This is a genomic window from Vibrio sp. 10N.261.55.F4 (assembly GCF_041470465.1).
Lineage (GTDB): Bacteria > Pseudomonadota > Gammaproteobacteria > Enterobacterales > Vibrionaceae > Vibrio > Vibrio crassostreae_C.
Genome location: NZ_JBFRMM010000003.1, coordinates 16,625 through 30,806, shown reverse-complemented (window position 1 = coordinate 30,806; position 14,182 = coordinate 16,625). Strand labels below are relative to the sequence as shown.

At 44.8% G+C, this 14,182-nt stretch carries 20 protein-coding genes; 8 read left to right on the top strand and 12 right to left on the bottom strand.

Features of this window, described 5'->3' with window-relative positions:
• Window positions 1-78: 78 nt before the first annotated feature.
• The 11 genes from AB4249_RS03340 to AB4249_RS03290 form a co-directional block, all read right to left on the bottom strand.
• Window positions 79-354 carry an HPr family phosphocarrier protein gene (locus tag AB4249_RS03340; RefSeq protein WP_017066670.1) on the bottom strand — a complete coding sequence of 92 codons (276 nt, stop codon included), beginning with the start codon at window positions 352-354 and terminating at the stop codon, window positions 79-81.
• 2 nt (window positions 355-356) lie between these two features.
• Window positions 357-1,226, bottom strand: coding sequence for an RNase adapter RapZ (gene rapZ / locus AB4249_RS03335; RefSeq protein ID WP_017063735.1), 870 nt, complete (start codon window positions 1,224-1,226; stop codon window positions 357-359).
• A gap of 1 nt (window position 1,227) precedes the next feature.
• Window positions 1,228-1,689, bottom strand: a complete 462-nt coding sequence (gene ptsN, locus AB4249_RS03330; RefSeq protein ID WP_004738707.1) for a PTS IIA-like nitrogen regulatory protein PtsN — start codon at window positions 1,687-1,689, stop codon at window positions 1,228-1,230.
• A 1-nt stretch (window position 1,690) separates the two neighbouring features.
• Window positions 1,691-1,978, bottom strand: a complete 288-nt coding sequence (gene hpf, locus AB4249_RS03325; protein WP_009847742.1) for a ribosome hibernation promoting factor — start codon at window positions 1,976-1,978, stop codon at window positions 1,691-1,693.
• A gap of 62 nt (window positions 1,979-2,040) precedes the next feature.
• Window positions 2,041-3,501 carry an RNA polymerase factor sigma-54 gene (locus AB4249_RS03320; protein ID WP_017058913.1) on the bottom strand — a complete coding sequence of 487 codons (1,461 nt, stop codon included), beginning with the start codon at window positions 3,499-3,501 and terminating at the stop codon, window positions 2,041-2,043.
• Between the two features lie 54 nt (window positions 3,502-3,555).
• Window positions 3,556-4,281, bottom strand: a complete 726-nt coding sequence (gene lptB, locus AB4249_RS03315; RefSeq protein ID WP_004735304.1) for an LPS export ABC transporter ATP-binding protein — start codon at window positions 4,279-4,281, stop codon at window positions 3,556-3,558.
• Window positions 4,282-4,283: 2 nt separating this feature from the next.
• The gene (gene lptA / locus AB4249_RS03310; RefSeq protein WP_017058914.1) at window positions 4,284-4,778 is read right to left on the bottom strand and encodes a lipopolysaccharide transport periplasmic protein LptA; all 495 of its coding nucleotides are present in this window, start codon (window positions 4,776-4,778) and stop codon (window positions 4,284-4,286) included.
• Complete coding sequence (gene lptC, locus AB4249_RS03305; RefSeq protein WP_004735306.1) at window positions 4,759-5,322, bottom strand: LPS export ABC transporter periplasmic protein LptC; 564 nt, start codon at window positions 5,320-5,322, stop codon at window positions 4,759-4,761. Before lptC ends, lptA begins: the two co-directional genes overlap by 20 nt.
• Window positions 5,319-5,876: a 3-deoxy-manno-octulosonate-8-phosphatase KdsC gene (kdsC, locus tag AB4249_RS03300; protein ID WP_017058916.1), complete on the bottom strand. Its 558-nt coding sequence runs from the start codon at window positions 5,874-5,876 to the stop codon at window positions 5,319-5,321. Before kdsC ends, lptC begins: the two co-directional genes overlap by 4 nt.
• Window positions 5,876-6,847 carry an arabinose-5-phosphate isomerase KdsD gene (gene kdsD, locus AB4249_RS03295; RefSeq protein ID WP_017058917.1) on the bottom strand — a complete coding sequence of 324 codons (972 nt, stop codon included), beginning with the start codon at window positions 6,845-6,847 and terminating at the stop codon, window positions 5,876-5,878. Before kdsD ends, kdsC begins: the two co-directional genes overlap by 1 nt.
• Window positions 6,848-6,881: 34 nt before the next feature.
• On the bottom strand, window positions 6,882-7,847 hold the full coding sequence (locus AB4249_RS03290; protein ID WP_017063737.1) for a calcium/sodium antiporter: 966 nt from the start codon (window positions 7,845-7,847) through the stop codon (window positions 6,882-6,884).
• Between the two features lie 264 nt (window positions 7,848-8,111).
• Between AB4249_RS03290 and mlaF the strand changes: the two genes are divergently transcribed.
• The 8 genes from mlaF to AB4249_RS03250 all read left to right on the top strand — a co-directional run bounded on the left by mlaF (window position 8,112) and on the right by AB4249_RS03250 (window position 13,591).
• On the top strand, window positions 8,112-8,906 hold the full coding sequence (mlaF, locus tag AB4249_RS03285; RefSeq protein ID WP_171733232.1) for a phospholipid ABC transporter ATP-binding protein MlaF: 795 nt from the start codon (window positions 8,112-8,114) through the stop codon (window positions 8,904-8,906).
• Between the two features lies 1 nt (window position 8,907).
• On the top strand, window positions 8,908-9,687 hold the full coding sequence (gene mlaE / locus AB4249_RS03280) for a lipid asymmetry maintenance ABC transporter permease subunit MlaE (RefSeq protein ID WP_017058920.1): 780 nt from the start codon (window positions 8,908-8,910) through the stop codon (window positions 9,685-9,687).
• A 2-nt stretch (window positions 9,688-9,689) separates the two neighbouring features.
• Complete coding sequence (gene mlaD / locus AB4249_RS03275) at window positions 9,690-10,181, top strand: outer membrane lipid asymmetry maintenance protein MlaD (protein WP_017058921.1); 492 nt, start codon at window positions 9,690-9,692, stop codon at window positions 10,179-10,181.
• A gap of 52 nt (window positions 10,182-10,233) precedes the next feature.
• Complete coding sequence (locus AB4249_RS03270; protein ID WP_120459707.1) at window positions 10,234-10,863, top strand: phospholipid-binding protein MlaC; 630 nt, start codon at window positions 10,234-10,236, stop codon at window positions 10,861-10,863.
• Window positions 10,863-11,171: a lipid asymmetry maintenance protein MlaB gene (locus tag AB4249_RS03265; protein WP_017058923.1), complete on the top strand. Its 309-nt coding sequence runs from the start codon at window positions 10,863-10,865 to the stop codon at window positions 11,169-11,171. Before AB4249_RS03270 ends, AB4249_RS03265 begins: the two co-directional genes overlap by 1 nt.
• 13 nt (window positions 11,172-11,184) lie before the next feature.
• On the top strand, window positions 11,185-11,439 hold the full coding sequence (ibaG, locus tag AB4249_RS03260) for a BolA family iron metabolism protein IbaG (RefSeq protein ID WP_017058924.1): 255 nt from the start codon (window positions 11,185-11,187) through the stop codon (window positions 11,437-11,439).
• Window positions 11,440-11,447: 8 nt separating this feature from the next.
• Window positions 11,448-12,713, top strand: coding sequence for a UDP-N-acetylglucosamine 1-carboxyvinyltransferase (gene murA / locus AB4249_RS03255; RefSeq protein WP_017058925.1), 1,266 nt, complete (start codon window positions 11,448-11,450; stop codon window positions 12,711-12,713).
• 152 nt (window positions 12,714-12,865) lie between these two features.
• Entirely contained in the window at window positions 12,866-13,591 is a 726-nt protein-coding gene (locus tag AB4249_RS03250) for a 1-acylglycerol-3-phosphate O-acyltransferase (protein WP_017058926.1), read from the top strand.
• Between the two features lie 124 nt (window positions 13,592-13,715).
• On the opposite strand, the gene AB4249_RS03245 is transcribed toward AB4249_RS03250, so the two are convergent.
• Entirely contained in the window at window positions 13,716-14,105 is a 390-nt protein-coding gene (locus tag AB4249_RS03245) for a RidA family protein (protein WP_004735319.1), read from the bottom strand.
• Between the last annotated feature and the right edge of the window lie 77 nt (window positions 14,106-14,182).

Genomic DNA, 14,182 nt, shown 5'->3' with positions numbered 1-14,182 from the left:
TAAACTTAGATAGAACTAAGATTTAATATTGGTTGGTTCGTTGTTTGAGTCTTAGGCGTTGTGAGTGAAGCGTTTTCGCTACTCACCCTCATCAAACTTGTCTTCAATGAGATGACAGACGGCATCCAGTGCTTGCTGTGAATCGGTACCTGCAGCTTGAATCGTAATATGTTGCCCTTGCGCTGATTCCAGCATAAGTAACCCCATTACGCTGTCTGCTGTTGCTGTTTTATCTTCTTCGCTATGGATAGTGATGGTTGCATCAAAGCTTTGTGCAAGCTCAACCAACTTTACGGCTGCTCTAGCGTGAAGACCCAAGCGATTTTGGATCAGTACAGTTCGAGTTAATTCCATGGTTAGCCCTGTTGGTGCTTCTCTAGGGAGGCGTGTCTGATTTGAACTTGATGGCCAAGTTGCTCAAAGTACTCACCAATTTTCTGGGTTAGATAAACCGAGCGGTGTTTGCCGCCAGTACAGCCAATCGCGACCGTTAGGTAACTGCGATTGTTCTTCTCTAACATTGGTAACCACTGTTCAACAAAGCCTTGGATCTGTTGCTTGAGTTCCAGAACTTCTGAGTGTTCTTCTAGAAAGGAGTGAATTGGTGCATCTAGCCCGGTTAGTGGTCGTAGTGCAGGTTCCCAGTGAGGGTTCGGCAAAAAGCGAACATCAAACACGTAGTCGGCATCACTTGGCAAGCCATACTTAAAACCGAAAGATTGAAAGACGATGATCAGCTCTTGCTTCTCTTTGCCTTCAACTTTAAATCGAACCTTTTCACTCAATTCGTAGAGGTTGCAGTCACTGCTGTCGATCACAATGCTGGCGTGCTCTGCGAGAGGTGTCAGAAGTGTCTTCTCTAAATCAATCGCTTGCTCAAGAGAGAGCTTTTCTTGGCCAATTGATAAAGGGTGGATTCTGCGGGTTTCGCTGTAGCGCTTAAGGAGTGTCTGCTTGCTGGCATCGAGGAACAATACATCAACATCGATGTTTGTAGCTGACTCGAGTTGCTCGAGCGTGTCGGTGACTAACTGAGGCTCTTTCGGTAGGTTACGTATATCAATACTTACCGCAACGTTTTGGTTGCTTTCGCGTACCGATTCGACAAAGTTGTTGAGCAGGTTTACTGGTAGATTATCGACACAGTAATACCCCAAGTCTTCTAGGACTCGTAACGCAACACTTTTACCGGCCCCTGATTGGCCACTAACCACGATTAATCGCATGTTATTGCTCGCAAGTTGGCACTTGAATCATGATGTCGTAAAGCTCTTGATCGCTCTGAGCATTACGCAGCTGTTTAAGAGTCTGCTTGTCGTTTAGTCGTTCTGCCATACAAGAAAGGGTTTTTAGATGCTCTTTGCATTGTTCGCTAGGAACAAGCAGGGCAAATAGTAGGTCGACAGGACGATTATCAATCGCATCAAATTCGATAGGATCTTGGCATTGCAGTAATACAGCTATCGCTTTATCACTGACATTCATACGAGCATGGGGAATCGCGATACCATTACCAATACCGGTACTGCCCATCTTCTCACGGCTCAACATACACTCAAATAGCTCTGTTGAATCTTGACCGCAGCTCTCAGCTGCTATCTGGCTGATGAGCTCAAGGGCTCTTTTTTTGCTTGTGCATTGGACTGCACTTTTGGTGCAGTCCAATGAAAGTACTTCGCTTAATTGCATGTTAGTGACTACTTAGCTTTTCTTTGTGCTTGTTGAGTTGGCGGACGAGTTTATCAACCAATGAATCAATCGCGGCATACATGCTTTCATCTGTTGCTGTCGCATGGATTTCCCCCTGATTTATATGCAGGGTAGCTTCTGCGATTTGATTGATTTTCTCAACTTTTAAAACAACCTGAACGCTATTGATATGATCAAAGAAGCGCTCAAGTTTGTCGAATTTGGTGTGAACATAGTCTTGCATTGAATCGGTAAGATCAACGTGATGGCCTTGAATATTGATTTGCATAGACTTTCCTTTTCAGTTGGTTGCCTGATCATAGTTGCTAAGTAACTAGCGACTAAATGAGCTTATAGCAGGCGTTTACGCTGACTCGATGGGGCAATGCCCAGAGACTCACGGTATTTCGCTATGGTACGTCTAGCTACCTGAATTCCTTGGTCAGCCAGTAAAGCAGCAATCTTACTATCACTTAGAGGCTTCGCGGTATTTTCCGCTGCGACAAGCTTCTTGATGAGTGCGCGAATTGCTGTAGATGAACATTCACCGCCATTGTCAGTGCTGACATGGCTTGAGAAAAAGTATTTGAGCTCGAAGATGCCACGTGGCGTATGCATGAATTTTTGAGTCGTCACACGAGAGATCGTGGATTCGTGCATATCAACAGCTAACGCAACATCATTAAGAACCATTGGCTTCATCGCTTCTTCGCCATGTTCGAAGAAATCACGCTGATGTTCAACAATGCATCGCGCAACTTTGAGTAGCGTCTCATTTCGGCTCTCTAGGCTTTTAATTAACCACTTTGCTTCTTGCAAATTTGAGCGGATGTATTGATTGTCGGCGCTGTTGCCTTTACTGCCCAGATCAGCGTACTGCTGATTCACTTTCAACTTAGGCACGCTATCAGGGTTAATGGTCACTAACCATTTGCCAAGGTCTTTGAAGACAGATACATCTGGAACCACATACTCAGTTTCATCCGGAGTAATCTTACTGCCAGGACGAGGGTCCAGCTGTTGAATCAGTTGCAAAACTTCACGTAGTTCTGCTTCTTTCAACTTGGTCTCTTTGATAACCAGTTTGTAATCGCGATTGCCGAGTTGGTCGATATGGCTAGTAAGTACTAACTTAGCTTCGTTAAGCCAAGGCGTATCTTGGGGAAAGGTTGCCAGTTGCAGTAACAAGCAATCTTGCAGGTTGACTGAACCGACACCTAGCGGATCAAACTGCTGAATTCGTTTACGTACCGCTTCAATTTCATCAAGCTCGATCTCTTCATTGTCGAAGTTTTCAAGGATGTCTTCACAAGTTACAGTGAGGTAGCCGTAGTCGTCGATGGCATCGATTAATGCAAAAGCGATGCTTCGGTCGGTGTCAGTGAATGGCGTTAAGTCGAGTTGCCAAAGTAGGTAATCGTGCAGGCTTTGAGTGGTTTCGCCTTGATAAACCGGCATGTCGTCATCAATCGCAATACCCGTGTTACCGGTGTTCGCGCTGTAGACGTCTTCCCAAGTTGTGTCGATTTCTAGTTCGTTGCCAATCTCTGATTTTTCGATTAAGTCTGAGCTATCAGGTAAGTCTTGCTCTGTGGCTTCAACAGTTTCTTTTTCGTCACTGCTAGGTTTTTCTTCCGATGTTGGCGTATCTTCATTGCCTTCTTCGACATCGAGTAGTGGGTTAGATTCAAGTGCTTCTTGAATCTCTTGCTGCAAATCTAAAGTAGACAATTGCAACAAACGAATCGCTTGCTGCAATTGAGGAGTCATTGCTAACTGTTGGCCTAGCTTAAGTTGTAATGAGGGTTTCATTCAGTGTGACTTACCTAGTTATTATTCTTAGAACTCTCGATACTCTCTATATAATCATAGACGGAATTGTTCGCCTAGATAAACTTGTTTAACTTGTTCGTTATTGAGAACATCTTCAGGAGTACCCTCAGCGATCAGGTGTCCTTGGCTTACGATGTAAGCTTTTTCACACACGTCTAATGTTTCACGAACGTTGTGGTCGGTAATCAAAACGCCCAAGCCGCGATCACGCAGGTGAACAATGATTTTTTTGATATCGATTACTGAGATCGGGTCAACACCGGCGAATGGTTCATCCAATAGAATGAACTGCGGGTTTGCTGCTAGTGCACGAGCAATCTCTACACGACGACGCTCACCACCCGACAGAGCCATACCATTGCTGGTGCGGATATGTTGGATGTGGAACTCTTCTAGCAGGTCTTCCAGCTTATCTTGGCGTTGTTCGTTGGTCATTTCATCACGGGTTTGTAAAACCGCCATGATGTTGTTCTCTACGGACAACTTACGGAAAATCGATGCTTCTTGAGGCAGGTAACCGATACCAAGACGAGAGCGGCTGTGCATTGGTAAGATACTGATGTCTCGGTCATCAATGCTGATGGTACCTTCATCACGCGCCACCAAACCAACAATCATATAGAAAGATGTGGTTTTACCTGCACCGTTAGGCCCAAGCAGACCGACGATCTGGCCTGACTCTACCTGTAAGCTTACATCGGTAACAACCTTACGTTTACTGTAGGTTTTCGCTAGGTTTTTTGCTTTAAGAACAGCCATCGTTACTTATTCACTTCCGTTGGTTGTAAAACCGTTGACACTCGTTTGTTTTCACCACTGTCAGCGACTAATTTCTGAGAACCGATCTGGTAAGTGATCTTAGAACCGCGAATGATGCTGCCATCTTGAGATAACATCGCATTCTTAGTCATGATCAGTCGGTCGGCAACAAGCTGGTAGTGCAGGTCGTCAGCTTCACCGTAGAGTGTCTTACCGTCGTCAGTAAGCTGAGAGAAGGTTGCTGGCTTACCGAAGCCTTGAATTTCTTCAATCTCACCGTTTACGGCGTTACGAGTAACAATAACCTTATCGGCATTGATATTGATGCTGCCTTGTTTAAGGTTCACATCACCAAGGAAAGTCACTTGGTTACTTTTCATATCCAATTGCTGGCTGTCTGAGTCAATGTAGACAGGTTGCTCACTATCCGAAGACAGAGCATAGACATTAGGTGCCGCAAGGGTCAAAGCGAATAAACTAAGGTGTAAGAGTTTCATATCTACCTTGAACAGAATTAAAGAGGGTTGCATTGTTGGTACCGAAGTTACCTTTCATTGCTTGTCCCTCAGTTTCAAAAAATGTACCGATCATATGGACCGGAGTCTCTGAATAAAAATCTCGGCTAGGCAGCTCAACAACCATTTTATCTGTGGTCATTGTATCGAAGCTGGCTTCTGGCAACAGGTTCTTTGCCACGACGTTGTCATAAAACGTGACAACTTGATTCTCATCCATAATCGCGCGATCAGCGGTGACTTGCCATTCAATCGTGTGCCCTTCACGGAATACCGAAAGAACTGGGTTTTGAAAGTGCGTATCGCCAACTACTGAGTAGTGTTCTAAATACGTCGATTCAACCTGATAGCTGCGAATACCGCTTTCGTCGTAGCTAATGTTGTTCAGGCTTTTGCCACTAAACGCGGGCAGCTCCAAATTTGGAGCCACTTGTATCGTTGATGTTTGCTCTTTGTCGTACAAGTAATAGGTCGACCAAGAGGCAATAAATATGAGTATTAAATAGATAATACGAGTAAAACTCATATGCTTAAACCTTTATGCACGTCGAGTTCATTTCTTGCTTGTAAAATAAGGTCACAGACTTCACGTACCGCGCCATGACCACCGTTAATGGTTGTCACGTAGTTTGCACGCTTTGCAAGTAGCGGGTGCCCATCTGCCACACAGACCTTCAAGCCAACTTTTTCCATTACAGGCCAGTCAATCAGATCGTCTCCGATGTAACCTGTATTTTCAGGGTTTACAGAAAGCTTATCGCAAATATCTTGGTATGCCTTAACTTTATCGTCTTGACCTTGATAAATCAGCTTAATGCCTAGAGCGGTCATACGATTCTCAACAATTTGAGATTTGCGACCCGTGATGATCGCGATTTCAATGCCTGCGTTCATCAGTGATTTGATACCGTAACCGTCACGAGTGTGGAAGGTTTTCAGCTCTTCACCGTTGTTGCCCATGTAGATGCGACCATCAGAGAAGACACCATCGACATCGCAAATCAGCAGTTTGATCTCTTTTGCAATTGCAAATACATCTGAATTAACAGTGCCGTATAGAGTTTCGACTGTCTGTGTCATTACATTACTCCTGCTTTCAGTAAGTCATGCATGTTTAACGCTCCGACTAATTTACCTTCTTGGCATAACATCAGGCCATTGATGCTCTTCGCTTGCATCAAGTTTAAGCCCTCAACCGCGAGCATGTTTGGCTCGGCTACCGTCGGGTTTAGCGTCATCACATCACCGATCTGCGTGTTATGGATATCAACGCGTTTGTCTAAGATACGGCGTAAATCACCATCGGTAAAAATACCGGCCATTTGGCCATCTTCACCAACGATTGCTGTCATGCCTAAGCCTTTCTGAGATATCTCTAGTAGAGCGTCTCTTACTAGTGCGTCGGGTGCTACAACAGGAAGTGAATCGCCTGTGTGCATGATGTCGTCGAGCTTCAACAGCAACTGACGACCTAAAGCGCCACCAGGATGAGACAGGGCAAAGTCTTGAGCGGTGAAGCCTCGAGCCTGCAAAAGTGCAACGGCTAATGCATCACCCATGACCAAAGTCGCCGTGGTGCTTGTTGTTGGTGCTAAGCCCAGCGGACAAGCTTCTTCCGGTACTGAAATTTGTAAATGGATATCAGACAGGGTTGCCATGTTTGATGCTGGCTTGCCTGTCATGCTGATGATCTTGATGCTCAGACGCTTTAACACAGGAAATAGGCTGAGGATTTCTCCCGATTCGCCGGAGTTGGATATTGCAATCACAATATCACCAGGTTCGATCATGCCTAAGTCGCCATGCGCCGCTTCGCCTGGGTGAACAAAGAAAGCCGATGTCCCGGTACTTGCCAATGTTGCTGCGATTTTGTTGCCAATGTGGCCTGATTTACCCATGCCCATCACAACGACTTTGCCTTTGTTGTTCAGGATAAGGTCGCAAGCTTTACAAAAATCATCATTAAAATATTGGTCTAATTGAGTGAGACCTGCAACTTCGGTTTCCAAAACTTGTTTTGCAACGCTGCGGTAATCAAATGGCTGAGACATCAAATACTCCAAGTACGGGAAGTTAAATCAACAATTAAGCCGACATGTTCATTAATAGGTAACTTTGGTAGGCCACGAACGTCACAATTAACACGCCGCCTTCAATACGATTCACACTACGAGATTTTCCTAGTGCCATCACAACAAGTAGTAGCGATACGCCTAGCATTACCCAGAAGTCACGACCCATAGCGAACTCGCTCAAGATCGAAGGGTTTAGGATGCCCGGGATACCCATAACAGCAAGGATGTTGAATACGTTTGAACCAATGATATTACCTACAGCCATATCATCTTCACCCTTCATAACGCCGGCTAGTGATGCTGCAAGTTCAGGAAGGCTAGTACCAACAGCAATGATGGTTAAACCAATGACAAGGTCGCTCATGCCGAAGAACTTCGCGATGATCACAGCGTTATCTACCAGCATATCAGCAGCTAAAGGTAGGACGATTAGACCAATCACGACCCACATTGCAGCCTTAGGGTTACTTACGCCTTCAGGGATCTCTGATTCTTGCTCATCAAGGAAAGCATCGCCGTTCTTTTTCTCGCTGCGGCTGATTTGCAACATAGCAAACAAAAACGCGGCAAAAAGAACAAACAACAACACGCCTTCATAGAAGCCTAAATGGTTATCCCACAATAGGGCGCCCGCTAGCAGAGTGACACCGATCATTAATGGTAGTTCACGACGAATCACGCCTGAGCTAATCGATAACGGCTTGATAAGGGCTGTAATACCTAAAATCAGCGCGATGTTGGCGATGTTAGAGCCCAGTACGTTGCCTACAGCTGTATCTGTTTTGCCATCAAGGGCTGCTGTCGCAGAAACCATCATTTCAGGAGCCGAAGACCCCATTGCTAAGATCGTCATACCGATAACTAGTGGTGAAATACCGAAGTTGCGAGCAAGAGCAGCGGCACCGTAAACCAGCTTATCTGCACTCCACACCAAAAAACCTAGACCGATAATAAGAAACGCAATCGCTTCAAGCATGATGATTCCTAAAAAATTAATAAAAACGGAGAATTAACCGCTAATTTTGACCTGTTGCTAGATAAAAGGGAAGTCACTCGGCAAATTAATTACCAGTTAGCAGGCAAGAAAGAGAGATCAATAGATAATTTCCTAATGCTTTCAAATCCCTGCATAGATTCCTGTTTAATATGAATTAATTGAACAGTGCTTTTAATTCTAAAGTAGACTCATTATTATTGCAGCCATAATTGGCGTTTTTTAAAGCAAGGAAACAACAAAAATATGTTGAACACTGAGCTTGTGAAAGTTAAGAACCTCAGCTTCTCACGTGGTGAGCGCGTTATCTTTGATGACATCAGTTTAGAGGTGCCTCAAGGCAAGATAACCGCAATCATGGGGCCGTCTGGGATTGGCAAAACGACTTTACTGCGTTTGATTGGTGGGCAACTGCCGCCAGATGAAGGCGAAATTTGGTTTGATGGCGACAATGTCCCTGCATTATCACGTCGAAAGCTGTATCAAGCACGTAAGAAAATGAGCATGCTATTTCAATCGGGTGCGCTTTTTACGGATCTCAATGTCTTTGATAATGTGGCGTTTCCGCTGCGAGAGCACACTGAACTTAATGAAAAATTCATTCGTACCATCGTATTACTTAAGCTTGAAGCGGTAGGATTACGTGGTGCTGCGCAATTGATGCCGAGTGAGTTGTCTGGCGGAATGGCTAGGCGTGCCGCACTGGCGCGCGCAATCGCACTGGATCCAGAACTTATCATGTACGATGAGCCGTTTGTTGGCCAAGATCCCATCACCATGGGCGTATTGGTTGAATTGATACGAAATCTCAATCAAGCCTTGGGCTTAACCTCGATTGTTGTTTCTCACGATGTGCCAGAGGTGATGAGTATTGCTGATTGGGTTTACCTCATGGCAGATAGCAAGATTATTGCCGCTGGAACACCTGATGAGTTGTACAACAATAGCGATCCGAGAGTGCAGCAATTTTTGCAAGGCGAAGCCGATGGTCCAGTACCATTTAGATTCCCTGCGAAGAGCTTAGAAAAGGATTTGTTTTAATATGATTGTTAAAACTATTGCGGGTGTCGGTAAGCGTACACTTGCGAGCTGTGAGTCATTTGGTCGAGCAAGCCTGATGTTATTTGGGGCTTTGTTTGGCATCCCGCGACTAAAAAACTTCCCCTTATTAGTAAAACAACTTTATAGCGTTGGCGTTCAGTCATTGGCTATTATTTTAGTTTCGGGTCTGTTTATCGGCATGGTGCTCAGCCTGCAGGGCTATGTCGTGTTAATTGACTACGGCGCTGAGGGAAACCTTGGTCAAATGGTCGCGCTTTCACTGTTGCGTGAGTTGGGGCCTGTGGTGACTGCGTTATTATTTGCAGGTCGAGCCGGTTCAGCACTCACGGCAGAGATTGGGTTAATGAAGGCAACAGAGCAGATCTCAAGCCTTGAGATGATGGCCGTTGACCCTCTTAAACGCATTATTGCACCACGTCTTTGGGCCGGGCTTATTTCAATGCCATTGCTTGCTATGATTTTTATGGCGGTAGGTATTTGGGGCGGTCAACTGGTTGGTGTTGATTGGAAAGGCATTGATCACGGCAGTTTCTGGTCTGCGATGCAGTCTTCAGTAGAACTTGGCCGAGATATTGGTAACAGCATGATCAAATGTATGGTCTTCGCTATCACCGTAACTTGGATCGCACTTTTCAATGGTTATGACGCAGTACCGACTTCAGAAGGTATCAGTCAGGCAACCACACGCACTGTAGTGCACTCTTCTCTAGCGGTACTAGGGCTAGATTTTGTTCTTACCGCATTGATGTTTGGGAATTAATCATGCAACAAACTCGAAAATTAGAATTATGGGTCGGCACCTTTGTTATTGCCGGAATTTGCGCAATCTTAATCATGATCTTTCAAGTCGCTGACGTAAAAGGCATAGGTTCGAACCATACTTACAATCTAAAAGCGACCTTTGACAACATTGGCAGCCTAAAAGTTCGTTCTCCAGTGAAAGTGGGTGGCGTCGTTGTTGGACGAGTTAAAAGCATTGAGCTTGATACCGAGAGCTACCTTCCTGTCGTTGAACTGTCTATTGACGGGAAGTACTCACAATTTCCAGATACCTCTAGTGCTCAAATTTTAACATCTGGCTTAATTGGTGAGCAGTACATTAGTCTGGTCCCAGGCTTCATTTTTGATGATGAAGAGATGTTGGTCGATGGTGATTCAATTGAAGACACTAAGTCAGCATTGGTACTAGAAGATTTGATTGGCCAAGTGCTGTATAGCGTTGGTGGTTCTAATGACAGCGAAGCTAAGGAATAAGATAATGTTGAAAACTATTAGTTATTTAAAAGCTATTGGTTACTTGAAATCAATGTTTATGGCGGCAATGGCGTTGCTTATTTCTACCCAAGCCTTTGCTGCAGAATCGATTGACCGTACTCAGCCTTACCAGATGATGACTCAAGTTGCCGAAGTGGCATTTGAGCGTTTGAAAAGTGAACAAGACAACATCCACCAAGATCCAGAGTTATTGAAGGTCATCGTGGAAGAAGAGTTGATGCCTTATGTGAATGCACAATATGCAGCTCTTAAGTTACTTGGACCAAACTTGAAAGGCGCGGATAGAAAAGACGTGGGCGTGTTTATCGATTCATTCCGTAAATACCTTGTTTCTTCTTATGCCCAAGTGCTGACTCAATACACAGATCAGACGATTGAATTTGGTCCAGAACCAAAAATCAAAGCGGATAGCCGCATTACCAGTATCAAGGTCGACATCATCGATACGCCGCGACCAAACATTAAGCTTGAATTTAAGCTTCGCAAAGACAAGAAATCTGGCGAGTGGAAAGCATTTGATATGGTTGCCGAAGGTATTAGCTTGTTGTCGAGCAAGCAATCGGAGTGGAATACTAAGATTCGTCAAGAAGGCATCTTACAAGTTGCAGACGAACTAGAGAAATTAGCCGCACAACCGATTCGTTTTGAGAGTAACAAATAATGAGCCATTCTCAATGGCAAGCACTAAGCTCTAAAGAGTATCAACTGTTCGGTGATTTAGACCGAGACAGTGTCCCTGCAATCTGGCGTATATTGGAAAAGTGGCAAACGACGGAATCGAGCGTTGAAATTGACCTTAGCCATATAAATCGAGTCGATTCAGCAGGAATGGTGATGCTAATTCACTTATTAGAGCATGCAAAAAATCAAAACTGTCATATAATGCTCAGTTTCGTGCCAGAACAATTACGAACGTTGTTCCAATTGAGCAATATCCAGCCAATGATGGCAGAACACATAAAAAATTAGGCAGGAGCTATTTGTGGACAGCACAAAAGTACAAGAATTATTAGCAGAAGCACTGAACCTTCAGGAAATTTTCGTGAAAGGGGAAGGCAGTCATTACGAAGTTGTTGCGGTTGATCCATGTTTTGACGGCATGAATCGAGTTAAGAAGCAGCAACTAATCTACGGCCCACTAATGGAATACATTCAACGCAATGACATCCATGCTCTTTCTATTAAGGCTTTCACGCCGGAAGAGTGGGAACGTGATAAGAAACTGATGTCACTTTAAGGTTTATGATGGAAAAGTTTCGAGTTATTGGATCGGATAAGCCGCTAAGCGGTGAAGTGACGATCTCAGGCGCAAAAAATGCAGCGCTACCTATCTTATTTGCTTCAATTCTTGCTGAAGAGCCAGTGGAAGTAAGTAACGTTCCTCACCTACGTGACATCGATACTACGATGGAACTGCTTAAGCGTTTAGGCGCAAAAGTATCGCGTAATGGTAGTGTTCATGTTGATGGCAGCGAAATTAATGAATTTTGTGCGCCTTACGATTTAGTGAAAACAATGCGTGCTTCTATCTGGGCTTTAGGTCCTCTAGTCGCTCGTTTTGGTGAAGGCCAAGTGTCACTTCCAGGCGGTTGTGCAATTGGTGCTCGACCTGTTGATCTGCATATCCACGGCCTAGAGCAACTAGGTGCGACCATTAAGTTGGAAGATGGCTATGTGAAAGCAAGTGTTGATGGCCGTCTGAAAGGCGCGCACATCGTGATGGATAAAGTAAGTGTGGGTGCCACCATTACTATCATGTGTGCAGCAACGCTAGCGGAAGGAACAACAGTACTCGATAACTCAGCGCGTGAGCCTGAGATTGTTGATACGGCTGACTTCCTAAACAAACTGGGTGCTAAAATTTCTGGCGCAGGTACAGATACGATTACTATCGAAGGCGTTGAACGTCTTGGTGGTGGCCAACACTCTGTGGTTGCTGACCGTATTGAAACAGGTACTTTCCTGGTTGCTGCTGCTGTTTCTGGCGGTAAAGTGGTTTGTCGCAACACCAACGCTCATCTTCTTGAAGCTGCCTTAGCGAAGCTTGAAGAAGCGGGTGCGAAGGTTGAAACGGGCGAAGACTGGATCAGTCTTGATATGACGGGTCGTGAACTGAAAGCGGTGAAAATCGTAACGGCACCTCACCCTGGTTTCCCAACCGACATGCAAGCACAGTTTACTCTGCTTAACATGATGGCGAAGGGCAGTGGTGTTATCACTGAGACTATCTTTGAAAACCGTTTTATGCACATTCCTGAGTTACAGCGAATGGGTGCAAAAGCGGAAATCGAAGGTAACACGGCTATCTGTGGTGAAACGGAAAAACTGAGCGGCGCTCAAGTAATGGCAACGGACCTTCGCGCATCTGCGAGCCTTGTTATTGCTGGCTGTATTGCTCAAGGTGAAACCATCGTTGACCGTATTTATCACATCGATCGTGGCTACGATAAGATTGAAGATAAATTGTCAGCCTTAGGCGCAAACATTACACGATTTAGTGAGTCGAACTAACCTAGGTTAGTGGATTCATGAATCAGTAAGATGAAAACATAAAAGTCGGAACCTTGGTTTCGGCTTTTTTATAGTTGTATTTACCGCGAGTAAATCTATTGCTCATTTTTGCGCGAATAGATGAATCAACTTGGCGGTCGGTGAGGAACAAAATGATAGCAATATTACGTATTTTCGCAGTGGCGATATTTGCGATTCTTATGTTTGTATTTGGTTGTGGTTACTGCCTATTAAGTCCACGCAACCCGAAACACGTATTTACCTTTGGCCGTTATTTCGGTCGCATGTCGAAGATCTTCGGCATGAAGTTAGAGCTTCGCATCCCAGAAGATGCCTACTCTCGCGGCCAACATGTTTATGTGGCGAACCACCAAAACAGCTGGGATCTATTCACGATTTCATCAGCGGTAACGCCAAAAGTGGTAACTGTTGGTAAGAAAAGCCTAGTGTGGATGCCTCTATTTGGTCAGCTTTACTGGTTGACGGGTAACATCCTAATTGACCGTGCTAACCGTAGCAAAGCGGTAGGTACGATTGATCAGGTCGTGACGAGTCTAAAAGAGAGCGATGTTTCAGTTTGGATGTTCCCTGAAGGCACTCGTTCTCGTGGCCGTGGTCTGCTGCCATTCAAAACAGGTGCATTCCATGCTGCGATTGGTGCTGGCTTGCCTATCATCCCTATCGTGTGTAGCTCAACCGGTGGCGTGAAGCTAAACCGTTGGAACAATGGTCACGTGATTGTTGAAATGCTGCCACCAATCAGCACTGAAGGCTACGACAAGTCTAATGTTCGTGAACTGGCTAACCTAGCTCGTGAGCAGATGGCTGCGAAACTTGAAGAGTTAGACAAAGAAGTGGTTGAGCTTAATAAAAAGTAATTATCTAAGCGAAACGATGAACAATAAAAAAGGTTGCCAACGGGGCAACCTTTTTTGTATCTAATAAACACTCAGCATTACGCTAAGTCGTTTATCCGAAGGTGTTTAATCTAGAGATTAAAAGCTATTTGCGAACCGCAATAGCTTCGATCTCGATACCTACATCTTTTGGTAGACGAGCTACTTCAACACATGAACGTGCAGGGTAGTTTGCAACGCCGTGCTCATCGAAGAATTTGCCGTAAACCTCGTTTACTGTGCCGAAGTCGTTTAGGTCTTTAACGAATACCGTTAGTTTTACGATGTCTTTTACAGTCAGGCCTGAAGCTTCAACAACCGCTTGAACGTTGTCTAGAGATTGGCGAGCTTGCTCTGCGATATCAGCAGATACTTCACCAGTTGCTGGATTTACTGGGATTTGACCAGAAGTCAGTACCATGTTGCCAAGGTCAACGCCTTGTACGTATGGGCCGATTGCAGCTGGAGCAGATTCTGTGTGAAGTACTTTAGTCATTGGTTTATTCCATCAGTTATTAGATAAAAATCAATTTTCAGTGTGCCTTCAAACTTTGGATAGGTAAAGCGCAAAAT

Coding starts and splice junctions, on each gene's coding strand:
- AB4249_RS03245 (WP_004735319.1), bottom strand. CDS start 14,105: ATGACTAAAGTACTTCACACAGAATCTGCTCCAGCTGCAATCGGCCCA.
- lptB (WP_004735304.1), bottom strand. CDS start 4,281: ATGGCTGTTCTTAAAGCAAAAAACCTAGCGAAAACCTACAGTAAACGT.
- kdsD (WP_017058917.1), bottom strand. CDS start 6,847: ATGTCTCAGCCATTTGATTACCGCAGCGTTGCAAAACAAGTTTTGGAA.
- lptC (WP_004735306.1), bottom strand. CDS start 5,322: ATGAGTTTTACTCGTATTATCTATTTAATACTCATATTTATTGCCTCT.
- mlaF (WP_171733232.1), top strand. CDS start 8,112: ATGTTGAACACTGAGCTTGTGAAAGTTAAGAACCTCAGCTTCTCACGT.
- AB4249_RS03265 (WP_017058923.1), top strand. CDS start 10,863: ATGAGCCATTCTCAATGGCAAGCACTAAGCTCTAAAGAGTATCAACTG.
- AB4249_RS03320 (WP_017058913.1), bottom strand. CDS start 3,501: ATGAAACCCTCATTACAACTTAAGCTAGGCCAACAGTTAGCAATGACT.
- hpf (WP_009847742.1), bottom strand. CDS start 1,978: ATGCAAATCAATATTCAAGGCCATCACGTTGATCTTACCGATTCAATG.
- AB4249_RS03250 (WP_017058926.1), top strand. CDS start 12,866: ATGATAGCAATATTACGTATTTTCGCAGTGGCGATATTTGCGATTCTT.
- ptsN (WP_004738707.1), bottom strand. CDS start 1,689: ATGCAATTAAGCGAAGTACTTTCATTGGACTGCACCAAAAGTGCAGTC.
- rapZ (WP_017063735.1), bottom strand. CDS start 1,226: ATGCGATTAATCGTGGTTAGTGGCCAATCAGGGGCCGGTAAAAGTGTT.
- AB4249_RS03290 (WP_017063737.1), bottom strand. CDS start 7,847: ATGCTTGAAGCGATTGCGTTTCTTATTATCGGTCTAGGTTTTTTGGTG.
- mlaD (WP_017058921.1), top strand. CDS start 9,690: ATGCAACAAACTCGAAAATTAGAATTATGGGTCGGCACCTTTGTTATT.
- AB4249_RS03340 (WP_017066670.1), bottom strand. CDS start 354: ATGGAATTAACTCGAACTGTACTGATCCAAAATCGCTTGGGTCTTCAC.
- AB4249_RS03270 (WP_120459707.1), top strand. CDS start 10,234: ATGTTTATGGCGGCAATGGCGTTGCTTATTTCTACCCAAGCCTTTGCT.
- mlaE (WP_017058920.1), top strand. CDS start 8,908: ATGATTGTTAAAACTATTGCGGGTGTCGGTAAGCGTACACTTGCGAGC.
- kdsC (WP_017058916.1), bottom strand. CDS start 5,876: ATGACACAGACAGTCGAAACTCTATACGGCACTGTTAATTCAGATGTA.
- lptA (WP_017058914.1), bottom strand. CDS start 4,778: ATGAAACTCTTACACCTTAGTTTATTCGCTTTGACCCTTGCGGCACCT.
- murA (WP_017058925.1), top strand. CDS start 11,448: ATGGAAAAGTTTCGAGTTATTGGATCGGATAAGCCGCTAAGCGGTGAA.